General features: G+C 74.1%; 17 protein-coding genes. 10 read left to right on the top strand and 7 right to left on the bottom strand.

The window, feature by feature from the left end:
- Positions 1-23: 23 nt before the first annotated feature.
- Positions 24-1,427, bottom strand: coding sequence for a type VII secretion integral membrane protein EccD (eccD, locus tag ACFYPS_RS11605; protein WP_387324183.1), 1,404 nt, complete (start codon positions 1,425-1,427; stop codon positions 24-26).
- Between the two features lie 101 nt (positions 1,428-1,528).
- Between eccD and eccCa the strand changes: the two genes are divergently transcribed.
- The 4 genes from eccCa to ACFYPS_RS11585 all read left to right on the top strand — a co-directional run bounded on the left by eccCa (position 1,529) and on the right by ACFYPS_RS11585 (position 8,518).
- The gene (gene eccCa / locus ACFYPS_RS11600) at positions 1,529-5,500 is read left to right on the top strand and encodes a type VII secretion protein EccCa (RefSeq protein WP_387324180.1); all 3,972 of its coding nucleotides are present in this window, start codon (positions 1,529-1,531) and stop codon (positions 5,498-5,500) included.
- A 74-nt stretch (positions 5,501-5,574) separates the two neighbouring features.
- Complete coding sequence (gene mycP, locus ACFYPS_RS11595; RefSeq protein ID WP_387324178.1) at positions 5,575-6,927, top strand: type VII secretion-associated serine protease mycosin; 1,353 nt, start codon at positions 5,575-5,577, stop codon at positions 6,925-6,927.
- Between the two features lie 54 nt (positions 6,928-6,981).
- On the top strand, positions 6,982-7,773 hold the full coding sequence (locus ACFYPS_RS11590) for a phosphatase PAP2 family protein (RefSeq protein WP_387324175.1): 792 nt from the start codon (positions 6,982-6,984) through the stop codon (positions 7,771-7,773).
- A gap of 37 nt (positions 7,774-7,810) precedes the next feature.
- The gene (locus ACFYPS_RS11585; RefSeq protein ID WP_387324172.1) at positions 7,811-8,518 is read left to right on the top strand and encodes a phosphatase PAP2 family protein; all 708 of its coding nucleotides are present in this window, start codon (positions 7,811-7,813) and stop codon (positions 8,516-8,518) included.
- Positions 8,519-8,530: 12 nt separating this feature from the next.
- Here the strand turns inward: ACFYPS_RS11585 and ACFYPS_RS11580 are convergent, their stop codons facing one another.
- The 6 genes from ACFYPS_RS11580 to ACFYPS_RS11555 form a co-directional block, all read right to left on the bottom strand.
- Positions 8,531-9,709, bottom strand: coding sequence for a MarP family serine protease (locus ACFYPS_RS11580; RefSeq protein ID WP_387324169.1), 1,179 nt, complete (start codon positions 9,707-9,709; stop codon positions 8,531-8,533).
- A 63-nt stretch (positions 9,710-9,772) separates the two neighbouring features.
- Complete coding sequence (locus ACFYPS_RS11575) at positions 9,773-10,465, bottom strand: NUDIX hydrolase (RefSeq protein ID WP_387324166.1); 693 nt, start codon at positions 10,463-10,465, stop codon at positions 9,773-9,775.
- On the bottom strand, positions 10,462-11,076 hold the full coding sequence (locus ACFYPS_RS11570; protein ID WP_387324163.1) for a TlpA family protein disulfide reductase: 615 nt from the start codon (positions 11,074-11,076) through the stop codon (positions 10,462-10,464). The genes ACFYPS_RS11575 and ACFYPS_RS11570 overlap by 4 nt, the downstream gene beginning before the upstream one ends.
- The gene (gene nth, locus ACFYPS_RS11565; RefSeq protein WP_387324160.1) at positions 11,073-11,861 is read right to left on the bottom strand and encodes an endonuclease III; all 789 of its coding nucleotides are present in this window, start codon (positions 11,859-11,861) and stop codon (positions 11,073-11,075) included. Before nth ends, ACFYPS_RS11570 begins: the two co-directional genes overlap by 4 nt.
- Before the next feature lie 40 nt (positions 11,862-11,901).
- Positions 11,902-13,074, bottom strand: a complete 1,173-nt coding sequence (locus ACFYPS_RS11560) for a CapA family protein (protein WP_387324158.1) — start codon at positions 13,072-13,074, stop codon at positions 11,902-11,904.
- A gap of 56 nt (positions 13,075-13,130) precedes the next feature.
- Positions 13,131-13,793 (bottom strand): adenosylcobinamide amidohydrolase, encoded by a 663-nt coding sequence (locus ACFYPS_RS11555; RefSeq protein ID WP_387324155.1) that lies wholly within the window; start codon positions 13,791-13,793, stop codon positions 13,131-13,133.
- Positions 13,794-13,936: 143 nt separating this feature from the next.
- Between ACFYPS_RS11555 and ACFYPS_RS11550 the strand changes: the two genes are divergently transcribed.
- From ACFYPS_RS11550 to ACFYPS_RS11525, 6 genes are all read left to right on the top strand, one after another.
- Entirely contained in the window at positions 13,937-14,614 is a 678-nt protein-coding gene (locus ACFYPS_RS11550; RefSeq protein WP_007073398.1) for a Crp/Fnr family transcriptional regulator, read from the top strand.
- 133 nt (positions 14,615-14,747) lie between these two features.
- Positions 14,748-15,491: a metallophosphoesterase family protein gene (locus ACFYPS_RS11545; RefSeq protein WP_354963405.1), complete on the top strand. Its 744-nt coding sequence runs from the start codon at positions 14,748-14,750 to the stop codon at positions 15,489-15,491.
- A gap of 310 nt (positions 15,492-15,801) precedes the next feature.
- Positions 15,802-16,407 carry a TetR/AcrR family transcriptional regulator gene (locus tag ACFYPS_RS11540; protein WP_387324152.1) on the top strand — a complete coding sequence of 202 codons (606 nt, stop codon included), beginning with the start codon at positions 15,802-15,804 and terminating at the stop codon, positions 16,405-16,407.
- Between the two features lie 37 nt (positions 16,408-16,444).
- A complete protein-coding gene (locus ACFYPS_RS11535) occupies positions 16,445-17,254 on the top strand; it encodes a TIGR03084 family metal-binding protein (RefSeq protein ID WP_387324149.1) in 810 nt (269 codons plus the stop codon).
- A gap of 56 nt (positions 17,255-17,310) precedes the next feature.
- Positions 17,311-18,948 carry an acyclic terpene utilization AtuA family protein gene (locus tag ACFYPS_RS11530; RefSeq protein ID WP_387324618.1) on the top strand — a complete coding sequence of 546 codons (1,638 nt, stop codon included), beginning with the start codon at positions 17,311-17,313 and terminating at the stop codon, positions 18,946-18,948.
- Positions 18,945-20,141: an acyl-CoA dehydrogenase family protein gene (locus ACFYPS_RS11525; protein ID WP_354963402.1), complete on the top strand. Its 1,197-nt coding sequence runs from the start codon at positions 18,945-18,947 to the stop codon at positions 20,139-20,141. Before ACFYPS_RS11530 ends, ACFYPS_RS11525 begins: the two co-directional genes overlap by 4 nt.
- The last annotated feature ends 46 nt before the right edge of the window (positions 20,142-20,187 follow it).

The following is a 20,187-nucleotide window of genomic DNA, read 5'->3' as shown; positions in this document are numbered from 1 at the left end:
GACGTGCCGGGCCCGGGGGCCGCTCAACCGAGCAGCCCCCGGGTCCGGTCGTACAGGTCGAGCACCGCACAGGCGACCGGCACCACGGCGACCACCAGCGCCGTGTCGGTCAGGTCCGCGATCCTGCCGAGGTACGGCGAGACCGGTCGGCGGGCGTACCCGGTGCCGGCCGCGACGGCCACCAGAGCCAGCGCCGCCCCGCCGACGACCAGCGCCAGCCGCCCGGCGTCGTCGGCCCGGCCGACGAGCACCGTGCCCAGCACCGCGTAGCCGGCCAGACCGGCGAGCACCGCCGGCACCCGGTGCCGCAGCGCGACGAAGAGCCGCGACCGCAGCAGCAGCACGGCCGAGGTCACCGCCACCAGCACCCGGCCGGCGGTGCCGCCGGCCACCCCCAGCACCGCCGCCGCGGCCACCGCCAGCAGGGCGTGCCCGAGCAGCATCCCGGTGAGCATCTCCTCGGTGCGGGACACCGCCGCGTGCACCCGGCCCCGGTCCGGCAGGTCCCGGGCCCGCTCCGGCTCCACGGCGGGAGTGGCGGCCGGCAGGGTGATCGGCGGCAACGGCAGCTTGCCCAGCCGGATGGCCAGCAGCGGGATCGCCCCGACGGCGAAGACCAACGCGCTGAGCAGCACCGCCGCCGTGCCCGCCGGGGTCAGCAGCAGCCCGCCGAGCGCCGCCCCAGCGCCGACCAGCCCCACCGTTACGCCGGCCACGAAGACCCGCAGCCGGCTGGCCACCCCGAGCAGCCCGAGCAGCGCGACCAGCAGGAGCGCCACCGAACCGGCCAGCAGTTCGGGCGCGCCGACCCAGCGCAGCGGCCCGAAGAGGCCGACCGGGTCGCCCGAGCCGACCGCTAGGGCGCCGGCCACGAACGCGTACGGCAGGGCGTAGCCACCGAGGGTCGCCCCGGCGGCGCCGTCGCCATTGGCACGGCTGGCGACCGTGCCGGCCACCGTGAGCAGAACCGCCACCACCGCCGCCGCGAGCCAGCCGCCGCGGTACGCCGGGCCACCGGCGAGCAGGGCGATCAGCCCGACGGCGAGCGGCACCGCGGCGCCCGCCAGGCCGGCCGCGCGGGTAGCGGTGGGCGACCAGGCGCCGCCGCGGCGACGGGCGCCGTCGGCGATCGCCTCCACCACGTCGTCGTACTCCAGCTCGGGCCAGTGGGCGCGGGCCGGCACCAGGTGCAGCACCTCACCGTCGCGGACCCCCTGTGGCAGCAGCGCCTGAGCGGTCGCCAACAGGGCGCCGTCGGTGCGGCGCAGCACCCAGCCGCCGTGCCGTTCGCCGTCGTCGGCCAGCCCCTCACCGGCGTGCCGGAGCACGTCGGGCAGCAGCTCGGCCAGGGGCACCTGCTCCGGCAGGGCGACGTCCACCCTCCGTTGCGGCGCGCTGATGGTGACGCGGGCCAGCCCGGTTGTCATCGACTGGTCTCCATATCGAGGGGGATCGGAGGCTGCGCGGACGACAGGACTTTACCTACCATGAGCCAGGCTCGGGTTACCCAGCGCAGTCAGGAGGCCGAGTGTCCACCGTTGTCATCAAGCGTCCGCCCCGCCGGCCGGCGCCGGAGATCCCGGCCGGTGAGCTACCGGTCGAGGCACCGCCGGAGATCCCCGCGGTGACCGGTGGACGGTGGCAGCAGATGCTCATGCTCGGCGGCACGGTGGCGATGGCGATGATGTTCGGCCGGGGCGGCGGCGCCTACTCGTACGTGGTGGGCGGGATGTTCGGGCTCTCCTCGTTGGCGATGCTGGTGACCTCCTGGGGCAGCGCCTCGGGCACCCCCAAGAAGTCCGAGATGATGGCTGCCCGCCGCGAGTACCTGCGCCACCTGGCCACGCTGCGCCGCCGGGTCCGGCAGACCGTCGGGCAGCAGCGGGCCGGGCTCTACTACCGACACCCGGACCCGGGCCGGCTGTGGTCGACGGTGGACAGCCACCGGGTCTGGGAGCGGCGTCCCGCCGACCCGGACTTCGCGGTGGTCCGGGTCGCCGTCGGGCCGCAGACGCTGGCCACCCCGCTCGTCCCACCGGTCACCCGACCACTGGAGGAGCTGGAGCCGATGACCGCCGGCGCGCTGCGCCGCTTCCTGGACGCGTACTCCGTGGTGCCGGACCTGCCGGTGGCGCTGTCGCTGCGCAGCTTCGCCCGGGTGTACGTGCGGACCGGCGGTCGCTCCGGCGGCGGACCGGCCACCGGCGGGCCGCCCACCGGCGACCCGGCCGCACAGGCGCTGGTCCGGGCCGTGCTGACCCAGCTGGCCGTCTTCCACGCGCCCGACGAGCTGCTGGTCGCGATCTGCGCCGGGCCTGAACGCCGGGCCGTCTGGGAGTGGGTGAAGTGGCTGCCGCACGTCCACCATCCCGGCCGCACCGACGCGCTCGGTCCGGTCCGGCTGGTCACCAGCTCCGCCGCCGAGCTGGAACGGCTGCTCGGAGACGTGCTGACCAGCCGGTCCCGGTTCAGCCCGGCCGGCCCGGCCACCGACGGCCCGCACGTGGTGGTGGTCCTCGACGGCGGCGACCTGACCGGTGCCACCGACCTGACCGGCGACGGCGGCATCGACGCGGTCACCGTCCTGGACCTGGACACACCGCCGCCGCGCCTGCTCGACCGGTACGCGCTGCTGCTGGAGTTGCGCGGCCGACGGCTGCACTCCTGGTCGATAGAGGGGCACGCCGAGGTGGGCACCGCCGACCAGCTCGACCCCGCCGACGCCGAGGCGGTCGCCCGACGGCTCGCGCCACTGCGCCTGGCCGGGGCGGCACGTGGCCCGGACGCCCCGCTCCAGGCCGAGCTGGGCCTGCCCGAGCTGCTCGGCCTCGGCGACCCGGAGAGCTTCACCGCCGAGCAGGGCTGGGCGCCGCGCTCGTCCCGGGACCGGTTGCGGGTGCCGATCGGGGTCGGCGTCGACGGCGGCGCCATCGAGCTGGACCTCAAGGAGTCCGCCCAGGACGGGATGGGCCCGCACGGCCTGCTCATCGGAGCCACCGGCTCCGGCAAGTCCGAGCTGCTGCGCACGCTGGTGCTGGGGTTGGCCGTCACGCACAGCTCCGAACAGCTCAACTTCGTGCTGGTCGACTTCAAGGGCGGCGCCACCTTCGCCTCGTTCGACCGGCTGCCGCACACCGCCGCCGTGATCACCAACCTGGCCGACGCGCTGCCCCTGGTCGACCGGATGGTGGACGCGATCAACGGGGAGCTGATCCGCCGCCAGGAGCTGCTGCGGCGGGCCGGGAACTTCGCCGGCGTGCGCGACTACGAGCGGGCCCGCGCGGCCGGCAGCCCGCTGGCGCCGCTGCCATCCCTGCTGCTGATCTGCGACGAGTTCTCCGAGCTGCTCTCCGCGAAACCCGACTTCATCGACCTGTTCGTGCAGATCGGCCGGCTGGGCCGGTCACTCGGCGTGCACCTGCTGCTCGCCAGCCAGCGCCTGGAGGAGGGCCGCCTACGCGGGCTCGACACCCACCTGTCGTACCGGATCGGGCTGCGGACCTTCTCCGCCCTGGAATCCAGGACCGTGCTCGGGGTGCCGGACGCACACGAGCTGCCCCGCTCACCGGGCCACGGCTACCTGCGCGCTGGCACGGACCCGCTGGCCCGGTTCCGGGCCGCGTACGTCTCCGGCTCGGTCCGCCGCCGGGCCGCGCCGACCGGCGCCACCGGCGGGGGCGGTGCCCGCCTGCTCACGTTCACCACCCACGCCGTGCCCGCGCCCGAGCCGGTCAGCCCGGCCGCGCCCGTCCTGGCCGAGGAGGAGAGCGGCCGGGAGACCCTGCTCGACCTGCTGGTCGACCGACTCGTCGGGCAGGGCCCGCCCGCGCACCAGGTCTGGCTCCCGCCGCTCGGCCAGCCACCGACCCTGGACGACTTGCTCGGCCCGGTCGAGGTGGACCCGGCGCGCGGGCTCACCGTGGGCAACCCGGAGCTGCACGGCGCGCTCGGGGTGCCGGTGGCCGTGGTGGACCGGCCGCTGGAGCAGCGCCGGGACCTCCTCTGGCTGGCGCTGGACGGCGCGGCAGGGCACGTCGCGGTGGTCGGCGCGCCGCAGAGCGGCAAGTCCACCGCGCTGCGCACGCTGATCTGCGCACTGGCACTCACCCACACCCCGGCCGAGGTGCAGGTCTACTGCCTCGACTTCGGCGGCGGAGGGCTGGCCGCGCTGCGCGAGCTGCCGCACGTGGGCGGGGTGACCGGCCGCGCCGACCCGACGGCGGTACGGCGCACCGTCGGCGAGATGACCACCCTGCTGGCCGAGCGGGAACGCCGCTTCGCCGAGCTGGGTGTGGAGTCGATGGCCGCGTACCGGCAGCGCCGGGCCGCGGCGGGAACGGCCAGCCAGCCGGGCGCCGACCCGTTCGGCGACGTGTTCCTGGTGGTCGACGGCTGGAGCACGGTGCGCGGCGAGTACGACGACCTGGAGCCACTGGTCACCGAGCTGGCCACCCGGGGCCTGTCGTACGGGCTGCACGTGGTGGCCACGGCGCTGCGCTGGCTGGACTTCCGGCCGGCGATCCGGGACCTGTTCGGCTCCCGGCTGGAGCTGCGCCTCGGCGACCCGGCCGACTCGCTGGTGGCCCGGCGGGCGGCCGCGAACGTGCCGGAGCGGCCCGGACGGGGAGTCACCGCGGAGAGCCTGCACTTCCTCACCGCGCTACCCCAGCTCGCCGCCTCGAGCGGGGACACCGCCGACCTCGTCAAGCGGGTCGCCGGCAGTTGGGCGGGCCCTCCGGCGCCCCGGGTGCGGCTGCTGCCGCCGGTGCTGCCGTACGCCGAGCTGGATCTCGCCGCGACGACCGGGTTGCGGCTGCCGATCGGCATCGCCGAGGCGGACCTGCGCCCGGTGGTGCTCGACTTCGCCACCGAGCCGCACTTCGTGGTCTTCGGCGACGCGGAGTGCGGCAAGTCGTCGTTCCTGCGCGCGCTGGCCACCTCGATCATCACCCGGTTCACCCCGGAGCAGGCCCGGGTGATCCTGGTCGACTACCGGCGCAGCCTGCTCGGCGCCATCGAGACACCGCACCTGATCGGCTACGGAACCGCGGCGGCGCACACCGCCGACCTGGTCGAGTCGGCGGCCGGCTACCTGGAGCGGCGGGCCCCAGGGCCGGAGGTCACCCCGCAGCAGCTGCGCGACCGGTCGTGGTGGTCCGGGCCGGAGCTCTTCGTGCTGGTCGACGACTACGACCTGGTGGCGGCCGGGCCGGCGAACCCGTTGCGGGCGCTGGAGGAGCACCTGCCGCACGCCCGCGATGTCGGCCTGCACCTGGTGCTGGCCCGCCGCTCCGGCGGCGCGGGCCGGGCCCAGTACGAGTCGATCGTGCAGCGACTGCGGGAGCTGTCCACGGCCGGCCTGGTGATGGCGGGCAGCCCGGAGGAGGGCGCACTGGTCGGGCCGGTCCGGCCCGGGCCGCTGCCAGCGGGCCGTGGTCGGTTGGTCACCCGGCGGGAGGGCGTACGCCTCGTCCAGCTCGCTCAGCTGCCACCGCCGTGACGTGTCTCCGCGGTTCCTCCCGTGACAGGTGGGGAAACCGGTAATCTCCGATCGTCATGGTTCCGTCGGGATGAATGGCAGAGGATGTGACTGGGGTTCGGCACAGCTGTCCGGCAGCGGCCCGACGGGCAACCGGCCGGGTGCTGCTCGGTGTGGTGGCGGTGCTCGCCGTCGTGGCCCCGGCCGCGGCCGCCGCGCCCGTCGCCGCGCCCGTCGCCGCGCCCGCCACCGGCGGACAGCTCGCCGGCGCGCCGGTGGTGTTCGCCCCTGGTGACAGCGTGAGCCGCACCGACCAGGTCCGCGACGAGCAGTGGCAGCTCGACGAGCTGCGCGCCGAGACGGCCTGGCGCAGCTCGACCGGGCGGGGGGTGACCGTCGCGGTGATCGACTCCGGGGTGGACGCCAGCCATCCCGATCTGGTGGGCCAGGTGCTGTCCGGTGTCGATCTGGTCGGCCCGGACGGCGGCGCCGGACCGGATCCGGTGGGGCACGGCACCACCGTCGCGGGCCTGATCGCCGGTCGGAAGGACGACAAGCGGGGCGTTGTCGGCCTGGCGCCGGACGCCCGGATTCTGCCGGTGCGCGTGCTCGACGACGAGAACCGCTACGACGACGCGCTGATCGTCGCTCAGGGTGTGCGTTGGGCGGTCGACCATGGCGCCGGCGTGATCAACCTGTCGCTGGGCGGCAGCGGCGACAGCCCCGCCCTGGCCGCGGCGTTGGACTACGCCTTCGCCCGGGACGTGGTCGTGGTCGCCTGCACCGGCAACCTGGCCACCTCCAGCAACTCCAAGGTCTGGTATCCGGCCCGTGAGCCGGGCGTGATCGCGGTCGCCGGCCTGGAACGCAGCAGCGACAATCTCTGGTCCGGTTCGATCACCGGGCGGGCGACGGTGCTGAGCGCACCCGCCACCGGGCTGGTCGGCGCCAAATCCCCGGACGGGTACTGGCGGGTGCAGGGCACCAGCTTCGCCGCGCCGCTGGTGACCGCCACGGCCGCGCTGGTGCGGTCCCGTTACCCGGGGATGCCCGCTGGCGAGGTGGTCAACCGGCTGCTGGCCACCGCGCGCGACCTCGGCCCGACCGGGCGGGACGACCGATTCGGGTACGGGGCGGTGGACCCGGTGGCCGCGCTGACCGCACAGGTCCCCCCGGTGACCGCCAACCCGTTGGACGATCAGACGTCACCGGGGGTGGTCGGCTTCGGCCCGGCCCCCGGTTCCGCCGACAACGACCCGGTGACCGGCGCCGGCAGCGACCCGCTCGGTCTCACCGCCCCCCGGCAGCAGACCCGGTGGACGGCCCGGGCGGCGGGCGGGCCGTCCGATTCGGCGCCGGAGCAGCTGTGGACCGCGGCCGTGCTCCTCGTCGCCCTGATCACCGGCGCGGCGTTGATGGTGCGGCGGTTCCGCCAGCGGGCCCGCTGATCGCTTCCGCCGCCGCAGGGCTGAGCGCACCGGCGGTGGGGTAGAACCGTGTCCATGAGCACGCCCGGCCCGCGCACCCTGGCCCACGCCTCCCACCCGTCCTGGTGGCGCCGCCGCCTCGACCCGGATCATTCGCTGGGCCTGCGGCTGACGCTGGCCGCGACGGCGACGTTCCTGGTGCTGGTGCCGTTCACGCTGCTCGCCCTGCTGGTGCTCGGGGGCTGGGCGCCGCTGCACCGGCTGGACGCGACGGTCACCGACGCGCTGCACGGCTACGCGCTCGACCATCCGGCCTGGGTCGCGCTGATGCGGGTCTGGACCGAGGTGTTCGCGCCGATGCCGCTGCGGGCCGGCGCACTGCTCCTGGTGATCTGGCTGCTACGCCGGGGAGCCCGCCGGCTGGCCCTGTGGGTGACCACCACCATGGTGGTGGGCGGGTTGATCGGCCCGCTGCTCAAGCTGCTCGTCGGCCGGGACCGGCCGGACCTGCTCGACCCGGTCGCCCGAGCCGTCGGCTACGCGTTCCCCTCCGGGCACGCGCTGAACGCCACCCTGGCGGCCGGTGTGCTGCTGCTGGTGCTCCTGCCGTACGCGGGGCGAGGGGCGTGGCGGGTCACGCTCTGGGTCGCCGCGGTGCTGGTCGCCGTGCTGACCGGCCTGAGCCGGGTGGCACTCGGCGTGCACTGGGCCAGCGACGTGCTGGGCGGGTGGCTGCTGGGTGCGGCGGTGGTCGCGGCGACCACGGCCGCGTTCACCAGTTGGCGGGCGCACACCGGCCTGCGGCCCGTCCGGGCGACCCGGGACGGCCTCGCGCCGGAGGTGAAGCGGGACCCTGGAGCCGCCTGAGGCGTGCCGACGACCACGACAGGGTACTGGCCGGCCCATGTCCGACACCGCGGTCCAGATCGTCCGGCGGGTGCTGCTGCCGGTGTCCCTGCTGCTCGGCGTCATGGTGCTGCTCGGGGTGCTGATCACCCGGGTGTTCGCCCGGACCTGGCCGTTCACCGTTGAGGACGCGGTGAACCGCGAGCTCGCCGCTGATCGCACCGCCGGCTGGAACGACGTGTCGCTGGTGTTCAGCACGCTGGCCAGCACCCAGATGATCGTGGTGGTCACCGTGCTGGTGGCGCTGACGCTGCGGCTCTGGCTGAACCGCTGGCGGGAGCCGGTGTTCCTGTGCGCGGCGGTGACCGCCCAGGCGCTGGTGTTCCTGCTGACCACGCTCGCAATCGACCGGCGGCGGCCGGCGGTGGAGCACATGGACGTCTCGCCGCCCACCTCCAGCTTCCCGTCCGGGCACACCTCGGCGGCGATGGCGCTCTACGTCGGCATCGCGGTCCTGCTGGCGCTGCGAACCCGTAGCACGGGGGCGAAGGTGGCCTGGTGGACGCTGCTGCTGGTGGTGCCGTTGAGCGTGGCGCTGACCCGGATGTACCGGGGGATGCACCACCCGAGCGACGTGGTGGCTTCCTTCCTCAACGGCGGCACCTGCGTGGCGATCATGGCGCGCAGCGTGCTCGATCGAGGGGTGCGGTGGGGACGGGCGAAGCTGCCCAGCGGCCGCAGGCCCGCCGCGCCAGCCCGGAGTTGACCAGGGTGCCGCTCAGGTGCACTCGCCGGTGCCGACGCGCCGGTTGCGTTCCGCGCCGGCCAGCGCCACCGGACGCGCCTCGGCGGCGGTCACCGCGAAGCCGGTGTTCGGGTCGTCGGCCGCCGCCGCGAAGATGACGCCGAGCACCAGGCCGTTGGCGGAGACCAGTGGGCCGCCGGAGTTTCCGCTGCGGACCAACGCTCGGATCGTGTAGATCTCCCGGGTGACGTCTCCGGAGGCGTAGATGTCCGGCCCCGTGATCCGGTCGACGTCGCGCACACGTGCCGACTGCGCGTTGTACGGGCCGTCGAGCGGGAAGCCGAGCACGATGGCGTCCGTACCGCTGCCCGCGTTGCCGGCCGCGAACCGCAGCGACGGGCCGGGCAGCCCGGGTACGAGCAGCACGGCCAGGTCCCGGTCCGGGTCGTAGACCACCACCTCGCCGTCGTACCGGTCGCCACCCAGCTCCACGGACACCGTGCGGGTGCCGGCCACCACGTGCGCGTTGGTCATGACCCGGTCGTCGGCGTACACGAAGCCGGAACCCTCGATCCGGCGCGAGCAGCCGGGCGCGGAGCCGAGCACCTTGACCACCGACCGCTGGCCGTTGACCACCACCTGGGAGCCGGCCAACGCCGGGTCGGGAGGTTCGACCTGTCGGGCACGGGTTGGTGCGAGGTCACCGAAGACGTCCGGGAAACCGTCGGTGTCGACGGTGTCCCGCAGCGCGGTGGAGAGCTCGTGGGCCTGCTCCGGCAGGACCTGGTTCACCACGGTGATCAGCGCGCTGTTGCGCACCGAGGCGGCGAGCCAGGGCACCGAGGACGAGCCGAGCGGCACGGCGACCAGCCAGGCGAGCAGGAGCACCGCGAAGAGCGAGACGAACGCCCCGCCGACGTCGTCGACCTGCTTGCCGACCTCACTGGTGATCGTCTTGCGCAGGTGCGAGCCGAGCCAGCCGGCGAGCGCCTGCCCGACCACGGCCAGCCCGAAGACCGCCACGAGCGAGATCAGCACCCGGATGCCGGGGTCCACGAACTGCCGGGCGAACAGCGGCCCGAGCTGGAGGCCCAGCAGCAGCCCGAGGAAGAAGCCGGAGAGCGACAGGATTCCGATGACGAAGCCCTGGCGGTATCCGCTGATCGCGAACACGAGCATGAGCAGCAGTAGGACGAGATCCACGACGGACACGGGTCCAGCGTACGGGCAGGGCGCCCGGCAGATGACCATCGCTTGCGGAAGGTGACCGCGGGGTCAGCGCAGGGCGGTCTCGTCGGCGTCGTCGGTGCCGGCCGAGGGTGCCGGCGTCGCCCCGGTGGGCGGCAGCTCGACAACCCGGCCATGCGGCCACGGGCGGGCCCAGCCGCCCATCTCCAGCAGGGTGGCCAGCACCCCGGCGGTGAACCCCCAGACCAGCATGCCGCGCGCCGAGAACGCCGGCCCGATCCAGCCGCTGGGGTGGCGGACCCGCAGCCGGTTGGCCGGGTCGACCAGCTCGCTGACCGGCAGCCGGGCCACGTGCGCCACCTCGGCGGGCTCCCGGGGGTGCACCGGGTGCGGGTCGTGCCACCAGGCCAGGACCGGGGTGACCACGAAGTCGCTGACCGGGATCCACAGCTTCGGCAGCTCGGCCAGCACGGTCACGCTCGCCGGGTCGAGGCCGACCTCCTCGTTCGCCTCGCGCAGCGCGGTGGCGCGGACGTCGATGTCCTCGGGGTCGGCCGCGCCGCCGGGAAAGGCCGGCTGACCAGCGTGGTTGCGCAGGTTGGCGGCGCGCTGCAGGACGAGCACGTCGGGGCCGGCGCCGGGCTGCTCGCCGAGCAGCACCAGCACGGCGCTCTGCCTGCCGCCCTGGGCCGGGGTGATCAGTCGGGTGAAGTCCTCCGCGCGGGCGGTGCCCAGCCGGCTCAGCAACGGCTCGATCCACTCGGGTGGTCGACGGGTCACGCCGGCACCGCCAGGCCGAGGTGCTGGCGGACCAGCTTGTCGAGCTGGGCGTCGTCGAGCGCGCCGGTGGCGTCGATGTGCCGGATCCGACCCTGGCCGTCGACGAAGAGGGTCAGCGGGATGGCGTTGCGGTTCAGCGCCCGTTGCAGCGCCTCGCCCTGGTCCACCAGGATCGGGAACCGGACGCCGAAATCGTCGCCGATGGACTGGGCGCCGTCGCGGCTGTCCCGACTGTTCACCCCGACCACCTGGAGCCGGCCGGCGGCCCGCTCGCTGAGCCGCTGGAAGGCGGGCAGTTCCTTGCGGCACGGCGGGCACCAGGACGCCCACACGTTGATCACCGCCGGCCCCGCCACATCCCGCAACGTGACCGGGGCTCCGCCGGTGAAGCAGGCCAGGGTCAGCTCCGGCAGTTCCTCCCCGCCGGTGGTGGGTGCCGCCGTGCCCGCGCCGGCCGTCGGTGCCGTGCTCAGCGCGGCGCAGTCCCGGAACGGCGACGGGCGCTGGGCGGCGGTCGCCCGGGGCGCGGGGGCGTCGTCCGCGCCGGCGGTGCACCCGGTGACGACGAGCAGCAGCAGCGGCAGGACCAGCAGGGCGAGGCGCCGGTTCACGGCACCTCCGCGGCAACCGCCTGGGCGGGCACCAACTCCGGGTCGACGCCGGCGGCCGCCGCGAGGTCGCGCGCCCGGGGCCCCTTGAGCAGCCTGGCGGCGGCGGCCGGCTCAGTCGGGCCGGTGCCGTACGAGGGGCAGAGCTTGGCCAGCGTGCAGGCGCCGCAGGCCGGCTTGCGGGCGTGGCAGACCCGTCGCCCGTGGAAGATGATCCGGTGCGACAGCATCGTCCAGTCGCGCTTGTCGTACAGCGCGCCGACCGCGTGCTCGATCTTGACCGGGTCGGTCTCGGTGGTCAGCCGCCACCGGTGGACCAGCCGCTGGAAGTGCGTGTCGACGGTGATGCCGGGGACGTCGAAGGCGTTACCCAGGATGACGTTGGCGGTCTTGCGGCCGATCCCGGGCAGCGTCACCAGGTCGACGAGCCGGCCGGGGACCTGGCCGTCGTACCGGTCGAGGAGGGCCTGTCCGAGCTTGAGCAGCGAGTCGGTCTTGTTGCGGTAGAAGCCGGTGGGCCGGATCAGCTCCTCCATCTCGCCCCGGTCGGCGCCGGCGTACGCCGCGGCGGTCGGGTATCGGGCGAAGAGCTTCGGGGTGACCTCGTTGACCTTCTTGTCCGTGCACTGCGCGGAGAGGATGGTGGCGACGGCCAGCTCCAGCGGAGTCGAATGATCCAGCTCACAGTGCGCGTCAGGGTGTGTCTCGGCCAGCACCCGGCCGATCTTGCGGGCACGGCGTTTGCGCCCGAGGTCGGTCTCGCTGGCACCGGGAGGGCTACTGGTCACGACGGTCAGCCTACGTCGCGCCCCGGACGTTCCCGCCGGGTCAACCGCCCGTCGGTGCGGAGATCTTGCCCTGCCCGTCCAACCGGGCGCCACCCTTCGGGAAGTCGCTGCGGCTCAACTCGGTGACCAGGCCCAGGCCCCGGTCGTCCGGGTCCATCGTCGGCTTGCCGGCGGAGTTCATGTACGTCGAGGTGAACGAGCCACCGGCCCACGTGCCGTCCGGCTTCAGCGACACCTTCAGCACACCGCCCCAGCCGAGCCGGCCGTCGTTGCTCAGCGAGTTGCCCCCACCGGCGAAGTTGCCCAGGCTGTACGCGATCAGCCGACCCCGGTAGAACTCCATGCCGCGCAGCACGTGCGGTCCGTGTCCGACGATCAGATCCGCGCCAGCGTCGATCATGGCGTGCGAGAACTTGACCGGGTCGCCCCGGTTCTCGCCCAGGAACATCTCGGTGCCCGGCTTCACCCGGGTCTTCTCCACGCCCTCGCCACCCATGTGCACCTGCACCACGACCAGGTCCGCCATCGTGGCGGCCTTGGCGACCACCGCCTTCGCCTTGGTGATGTCGACGAGGCTGTTGGACCAGACGTACGACGAGAAGCCCGCCACGGCGACCTTGACGCCCTTGACGTCGACCACGGTGATCTGGTCGGGGGCACCGGTGTGCTCCAGGTCGTGCTTCTTCAGCGCCTGCTGGGTGTTCCGGTAGCCCTTCGGCCCGTAGTCGTAGCCGTGGTTGTTGGCCTGGTTGAGCACGTCGAAGCCGGCGTCCCGCAGGTGCGCGGCGTACTCCGGTGGGGCCCGGAACTGGAAGCAGCGGGTGGAGTTGGCCCCGCACTTGCCGGTGCCGGTGTCCACCGTCAACGGCTCCTCCAGGTTGCCCATCACCAGGTCGGCCTTGAGCGCCTCGGTGACCGAGTTGAAGAAGCCCTTTCCGCCGGCGGCGGGCAGCCGGTTCGGCGCGTTGCCCATGATGATGTCGCCGGTGGCGGAGAGCGAGATGGCGCGGCCGGACGTCGTCGGGCCGTCGCTGCCCTTCGGCCCGGCCGTCGCGACCGGCGCGCCGGTGCCACCGCCGCCGGCGCCCGGCTGCCAGACGGGCGCCTCCGCGGAGTCGGCACAGCCGGCGACGAGCAGGGCGGCCAGCAGCGCGGCGAGCCCGAGGGCGACGCGGCGGCGCGGGCGGGGGGTGAGGGGCGCGGGAGCATACATCGCTGGCGACCCTACCGGTCGTCAAACGCGCCGACGAGGGCCGATCGGCCGGAAGTTCAGCCGGTCAGGCGTTCTGACCAGGGCACGACCGGCCGGTCGCCGCCGGCGAACACCGCGGCGTGCACCGCTCGGGCCAGCGGGGCACCCCAGGCGGAGCGCGGCCCGCCGTACGCGGCCTCCGGCCCGTCCACCGGGCAGAGCACGGTGACCGAGTCGGTCGGCGTGCCGGTTCCCGGCAACCCCAGCTCCCTGATCGCCTGGGTCTTGGCCTCGGTCGCGGTGGCCACCGCGTTGACCAGAGCTGAATCGGCGAGCCGCGCCGGCACGTACACCACGATGTTGACCGTGCCGACCCGTTGGGTGAGCGCGGCCGGAGCCGGCGCGGCGGCCGGCACGGGGATGCCGAGCCCGACCGTCGCCCAGGCCCGAACGCCGGTGTCGGTCCGGGTCACCACCTCGCCCACATCGACGCCGGTCAGCAGGCCCACCCCGGGCCCGTCGAGGGCCAGGTCGGTGGCGAGCGAGGCCAGGTGCGCGCCCGGGTCGTCCCGGTCGTACGACATGGGCACGGTGGCGTTGAGCACCCAGCGCCGGACGCCGATCCCACCGCCCAGCGGGCCGCTGCTGACGGCACGCAGGGGTCCGTCCGCGCGCCAGACGAGCAGTGGGATGTCCCGCCCGTCCTCGGTGCGGCTGGTCAGAGTCGGCTCGCTCAGCACGTCGGGCAGGTTACGCCCACCGATCAAGATTCCAGGGGCGACCTCTGATTCATGCTCACGTGCGCCTAGACTTGGCGGCGCGCGAGGGGATCAGCGGACGGCGGACCCGGCCGACGGACGGCACGCGCAACCGGAGGTGGGCGATGGACGAGGTACTGGCCCGCAGCGGGATCTTCCAGGGTGTAGACCCGGAGGCTGCCGAGGCGCTCGCCAAGGAGATGGAGACGATCGAGGTCCGCAAGGGCGAGGTCGTCTTCAATGAGGGCGAGCCCGGTGACAGCCTCTATATCCTGCTGTCTGGAAAGATCAAGGTTGGCCGCCGCGCGGCGGACGGCCGGCAGAACCTGATCGCGGTGATGGGCCCGTCGGACATGGTCGGTGAGCTGTCGCTCTTCGACCCCGGTCCGCGTACGGCGACCGCCACCGCGGTGACCGACACCCGGCTGGTGCGGCTGCGCAAGCAGGCGCTGCGACCGTGGCTGAACAACCGTCCGGAGATCGCCGAGCAGCTGCTCCGGGTGCTCGCCCGGCGGCTGCGCCGGACCAACGACTCGCTCGCCGACCTGATCTTCACGGACGTGCCGGGCCGGGTCGCCAAGAACCTGCTCCAGATGGCCGGCCGGTTCGGCACCCGCGACGGTGGCGTGCTGCGGGTGACCCACGACCTCACCCAGGAGGAGATCGCCCAGCTCGTCGGCGCCTCCCGGGAGACGGTCAACAAGGCGCTGGCCGACTTCGCCTCCCGCGGCTGGCTGCGGCTGGACGGCAAGAGCATCATCATCCTGGACCCGGAGCGTCTGGCCCGCCGCGCCCGCGTCTGAGCAGCACGTCTGTCCCCGCCCGCCGTCGATGACGGCAGGCGGGGACTTTCGTTGCGCCTGATGCTCACCGCTTCCTCGTCTGCCCGGCGCAGAATCGCTGGACGGGACGCCGGTCCGGCCGGAGGGTGGAGCGATGCTGAGCCGAGTCGCTGTCCTGTCCGACATCCACGGGGTGCTGCCCGCACTGGAGGCGGTGCTGGCCGAGCCGGACGTCGCCGCCGCCGACCTGATCGTGCTCACCGGCGACATCGCCGCCGGCCCGCAACCGGTCGAGGTGCTCGACCTGCTCGCCGGCCTCGGCGACCGGATCTGCTGGGTCGGGGGCAACGCCGACCGCGAGCTGGTCGAGGCCCGCGCCGGCCGGCCCGCCTCGATCGAGGTGTCGAACTGGGCCGCCGGGGAGTTGCGTGAGGACCAGGTCGCTCGGCTCGCCGCGTTGCCGACGACGGTGACCCTGGAGATCGACGGCCTCGGCCCGACGCTGTTCTGCCACGCGACGCCCCGCGACGACGAGGAGGTCGTGCTCGTCGACTCCCGGATGGCACGCTGGTCGGAGGTGTTCGCCGGCCTCCCGCCGGAGATCGGAACGGTGGTCTGCGGCCACACCCACATGCCTTTCACCCGCCTGGTCGACCGCCGCCTGGTGGTCAACGCGGGCAGCGTCGGCATGCCGTACGGCGGAGCGGGCGCGTGGTGGGCACTGCTCGGGCCGGGGGCGCAACTGCGCCGCACCGCGTTCGACGTGGACGCGGCCTGCGCTCGGGTGGCCGCTGAATCCACCTTCCCCGATGCCGTCGCCTGGGTCGACGAGTACCTGCGCTCCCAGTACAGCGACGCCGAGGCGCTGGCGGTCTTCGCTCCCCGCGACGGTCGCTGACACCGGTCCCGCCTACCGTGGCCGGGGCGAAGCCGCAGCCGGCTCGGGCTTGGAGGTCGCCTCTGCGCCTGTAGAGCTGCCCCAGATCTGGGACGGCCGCGCGTGTCTCCCGGCCAGCCCGGCACACCGACCTGGCAGGCGCCACGACCCGCCGCGGGTGACCTGGAGGGCGTCCCATTCCTGGGGCAGCTCTACAGGCTCACGGAGCACCGTCACCGACCGGCCTCCTCCAGAGGCAGCATCCGTCGTCGCGGAAGCCTAGGAAAAAGTCAGTCTTGACTGTTTGTTTCCGAGGCCGCAGGCTATGCCCGTGTCCACCGCATCGACGCGTGTCCCTCAGCAGGAGCGCAGTCGGGCCACCCAGGCCCGGCTGCTGGAGGCGACCGTCGACTGTCTGGTCGAGCACGGCTGGTCCGGCACCACCACGACCGTCGTCGCAGCCCGGGCCGGTGTCTCCCGAGGCGCTCAGCTGCACCACTACCCCACCAGGGCTGCGCTGGTCACGGCCGCCGTCGCCCACCTGGCCGAGCGTCGAGCCGACGAGCTGCGCACCGAGGCGGAGGCGTTGCCGGCCGGGCCGCAGCGGCTGGACCGGGTCATCGACCTGCTCGGCGTGGCCTTCACCGGGCCGCTCTTCGTGGCCGCGCTCGAACTCTGGGTCGCCGCCCGCACCGACCGGGAGCTTCGGGACGCCCTCGTCCCCCTGGAGGCGACGGTAGGCCGGGAGATGCACCGACTCACCGTCGCCCTGCTCGGCGTCGACGAGCGCCGCCCCGGCGTCCGGGAAGCGGTGCAGGCCACCCTCGACCTGCTTCGTGGGCTGGGCGTGGCGAACCTGCTCAACGACGACTCGGCTCGGCGCACCGCCCTGTTGACCACCTGGAAGCGCCAGCTCGCCACTCTGCTCACGCCCTGACCGCCGGCCGCACCGGCCCGCACCAACCGGAGGCACTATGGTCGACCTCAGCGACCTGCTCACGGACCTGGCCGACGAGTCCGCCCAGCTGGACGCCCTGGTGGCTCCGCTACCGGCGGCCGACTGGGCTCGGCCGACCCTCGCGCCGGGCTGGAGCATCGGGCACCAGGTCGCCCACCTCGCCTGGACCGACCACGTGGCGCTGCTGGCCGCCACCGATGCGGCGGCCTTCTTCGCGACGGTGAGCGCCGCACCCGACCCGGCCCGCATGGTCGACCACGGCGCCGAGCAGTTCCTCGCCCCGCCGGCGGAGCTGCTGACCCGCTGGCGCGCCGGCCGGACGGCGCTCGCCGCCGCGCTGGCCGCCGTCCCGGCCGGCGAGAAACTGCCCTGGTACGGCACCCGGATGTCGGCCACCTCCATGGCGACCGCCCGGATCATGGAAACCTGGGCGCACGGCGAGGACGTGGCCGACGCGCTCGGCGTCGCCCGCCCCGCCAGCGACCGGCTCCGACACGTGGCGCACCTCGGCGTGCGTACCCTCGGGCACGGCTTCGCCGCGCACGGCCGACCGGCACCGACGGCGCCGGTCCGGGTCGAGTTGACCGGGCCCGGCGGCGACACCTGGAGTTGGGGTCCGGCGGACGCCGCCGACCGGCTGACCGGCCCGGCCCGGGACTTCTGCCTGCTGGTCACCCAGCGCCGGCACCGCGCGGACCTCGCCCTGCTGGCCATCGGGCCGGTCGCCGACGAGTGGCTCGACGTGGCGCAGGCCTTCGCCGGCCCGCCGGGCGCCGGCCGGGAGCCGTCCGCGACGCCGGCCGGTGGGCAGGGAGTACGAGCGTGATCCGCATCGGCAACGCCTCCGGCTTCTACGGTGACCGGTTCACCGCCTGGCGGGAGATGCTCGACGGCGGCGAGCTGGACGTGCTGACCGGCGACTACCTGGCCGAGCTGACCATGCTGATCCTCGGCCGGGACCGGCTGCGCGACCCCGATCTGGGCTACGCGAAGACGTTCCTGCGCCAGTTGGAAAGCTGCCTCGGCACCGCCCTCGACCGGGGGACGCGGATCGTGACGAACGCCGGTGGATTGAACCCGGCCGGCCTGGCCGCCGCCATCGACCGGCTCGCCGGTCGGCTGGACCTGCCGGTGCGGGTCGGGTACGTCGAGGGCGACGCCATCCAACGGCCCGACGCGCTGACGGCGAACGCCTACCTGGGCGCGTTCGGGATCGCCGCCTGCCTCGACGGCGGGGCGGACGTGGTGGTCACCGGGCGGGTGACCGACGCGTCGCTGGTGGTCGGCCCGGCCATCGCCCACTACGGGTGGGGTCGCGACGACCTGGACGAGCTCGCCGGGGCGACCGTGGCGGGGCACCTCGTCGAGTGCGGCGCGCAGGTCACCGGCGGCAACTTCAGCTTCTTCACCGAGCTGCCCGACGGCGGGCACCGGCCTGGCTTCCCGATCGCCGAGGTGCACCCGGACGGCTCCACGGTGATCACCAAGCATCCGGGCACCGGCGGTGCGGTCACGGTGGAGACGGTCACCGCCCAGCTGCTCTACGAGGTCGGTGGGCCGGCGTACCTGGGGCCGGACGTGGTGACCCGGTTGGACAGCGTGACGCTGCGCCCGGACGGGCCGGACCGGGTCCGGGTCTCCGGCGTCCGGGGCACGCCGCCGCCGGCCACCCTCAAGGTGGGCGTCAACAACCTCGGTGGCTTCCGCAACTCGATGACGTTCGTGCTCTGCGGGCTGGACATCGAGGCGAAGGCAGCACTGGTCCGGGGGCAGGTCGAGGAGGCGGTGGGCAAGGACGGGCTGGAGTTCGTGCTGGCCCGGACCGACCATCCGGACGCCGTCGACACCGAGGCGGCCAGCGCGCTGCTCCACGTCCACCTGCGCGACAGCGACCGGACGCGAGCCGGCCGGGCCTTCTCGGCCGCCGCGGTGGAGTTGGCGCTCGCCTCGTACCCGGGTTGCACGCTGACCACCCTGCCGGGCGACGCCACCCCGTACGGCGTCTTCACCGCCGACACGGTGCCGCAGGACGCGGTTGCGCACGTCGCGGTGCTGCCCTCCGGCGAGCGGGTGCCGATCGCGCCACCGCCGAACACGTGTTTGCAGGGGCCCCCTGTACAACAAAATCCGATAAGAAGGGCCCCTTCCTTATCGCGGACCCGACGCGGGCCGCTCGGCGAGCTGGTCGGTGCGCGCTCCGGCGACAAGGGCGGCGACGCCAACCTCGGCGTCTGGGCGCGCTCCGACGCCGGGTACGCCTGGTTGCGCCACTGGTTGACCGTCGAACGGCTGGCCGAGCTGCTGCCGGAGACGGCACCGCTGGCAGTGCAGCGGTATGAGCTGCCGAACCTGCGTGCGGTCAACTTTGTGATCGAGGGCCTGCTCGGGGCCGGGGTGGCCGCGTCCACCCGGTTCGACCCGCAGGCCAAGGCGCTCGGCGAGCTGCTGCGCTCGCGGACCGTCGACCTGCCGGTCGACGTGCCGATCGGGCCCACGACTTCGGGCGGGGAGGGGGCGTGAGCATCGTGGACACGCCGGAGCGGCGACAGCTGCGCGAGCTGACCCGGGCTTTTGTGACCCGGGAGGTGCTGCCGCACCTGGACGAGTGGGAGCGGGCCGGCGAGGTCCCCCGGGCGCTGCACGCCACCGCCGCGAAGCTCGGTCTGCTCGGCATCGGCTTCCCCGAGTCCGTGGGCGGCAGCGGCGGCGACCTGCTCGACTCGATCCTCGTGACCGAGGAGCTGATCCGCTCCGGCGGCTCGTCCGGCCTGGTCGCGGCCCTGTTCACGCACGGCATCGCGCTGCCGCACATGGTCGCGGCGTCCGGTGCGCGTACCGGCGGGTCGCTGGGCGGCCGGCTCGGCGGCGTGTCGAAGCCCGGGGACGACGACCTGATCGAGCGGTACGTCCGGCCCACCCTGGCCGGCACGATGATCGGAGCGCTGGCGATCACCGAGCCGGACGGCGGTTCGGACGTGGCCGGCATCCGTACCACCGCCCGTCGGGACGGCGACCACTACGTGGTCAACGGGTCGAAGACCTACATCACCAGCGGGCACCGGGCGGACTTCGTGACCACCGCGGTCTGCACCGACTTCCCGGGCAGCGGCGAGCTCAGCCTGCTGGTCATCGACAAGGGCAGCCCCGGGTTCACCGTGGGGCGCCGGCTCGAGAAGCTGGGCTGGCACTGCTCGGACACGGCCGAGCTCTCCTTCGTCGACGTACGGGTGCCGGTGGCCAACCGGATCGGCGCGGAGAACACCGGCTTCCTGGCGATCATGCAGCACTTCGCCGCGGAGCGGCTCTCGCTGGCCACCCAGGCGTACGCCACGGCGCAGCGCTGCGTCGAGCTGGCGGTGCGCTGGTGCCGGGATCGGGAGACCTTCGGCCGTCCGCTGGCCAGCCGGCAGCTGGTCCGGCACCGGCTGGCCGAGATGCACACCCGGGCCGAGGCGGCCCGGTCGTACGTACACGAGGTGGCCGGCCGGGTGGCGGCCGGCGAGCCGGTGGTGACCGAGGTGGCGATGGCGAAGAACGTCGCCGTGGCCGCCTGCGACCACGTCGTCGACCAGGCGTTGCAGCTGCACGGCGGCTTCGGCTACCTGCGCGACGCCGAGGTGGAACGGCACTACCGGGACGCCCGCATCCTCGGCATCGGCGGCGGCACCACCGAGATCATGAACGAGATCATCGCGAAGGGCATGGGCCTGTGAGCGCGAGGAGTGAGCCGGGTTTGCGAGCCCCGCAGTCGCGAGCGAA

The organism is Micromonospora sp. NPDC005087 (assembly GCF_042872965.1).
In the GTDB taxonomy this organism is placed as follows: Bacteria; Actinomycetota; Actinomycetes; order Mycobacteriales; family Micromonosporaceae; genus Micromonospora.
This window is presented reverse-complemented; position numbering and strand designations above follow the sequence as displayed.

What these genes read in the sequence shown, in the direction of transcription:
- eccD (WP_387324183.1), bottom strand. Translation starts at nt 1,427, where the DNA reads ATGACAACCGGGCTGGCCCGCGTCACCATCAGCGCGCCGCAACGGAGG.
- mycP (WP_387324178.1), top strand. Translation starts at nt 5,575, where the DNA reads ATGGCAGAGGATGTGACTGGGGTTCGGCACAGCTGTCCGGCAGCGGCC.
- ACFYPS_RS11590 (WP_387324175.1), top strand. Translation starts at nt 6,982, where the DNA reads ATGAGCACGCCCGGCCCGCGCACCCTGGCCCACGCCTCCCACCCGTCC.
- ACFYPS_RS11585 (WP_387324172.1), top strand. Translation starts at nt 7,811, where the DNA reads ATGTCCGACACCGCGGTCCAGATCGTCCGGCGGGTGCTGCTGCCGGTG.
- ACFYPS_RS11560 (WP_387324158.1), bottom strand. Translation starts at nt 13,074, where the DNA reads ATGTATGCTCCCGCGCCCCTCACCCCCCGCCCGCGCCGCCGCGTCGCC.
- ACFYPS_RS11550 (WP_007073398.1), top strand. Translation starts at nt 13,937, where the DNA reads ATGGACGAGGTACTGGCCCGCAGCGGGATCTTCCAGGGTGTAGACCCG.
- ACFYPS_RS11545 (WP_354963405.1), top strand. Translation starts at nt 14,748, where the DNA reads ATGCTGAGCCGAGTCGCTGTCCTGTCCGACATCCACGGGGTGCTGCCC.
- ACFYPS_RS11535 (WP_387324149.1), top strand. Translation starts at nt 16,445, where the DNA reads ATGGTCGACCTCAGCGACCTGCTCACGGACCTGGCCGACGAGTCCGCC.
- ACFYPS_RS11530 (WP_387324618.1), top strand. Translation starts at nt 17,311, where the DNA reads ATGCTCGACGGCGGCGAGCTGGACGTGCTGACCGGCGACTACCTGGCC.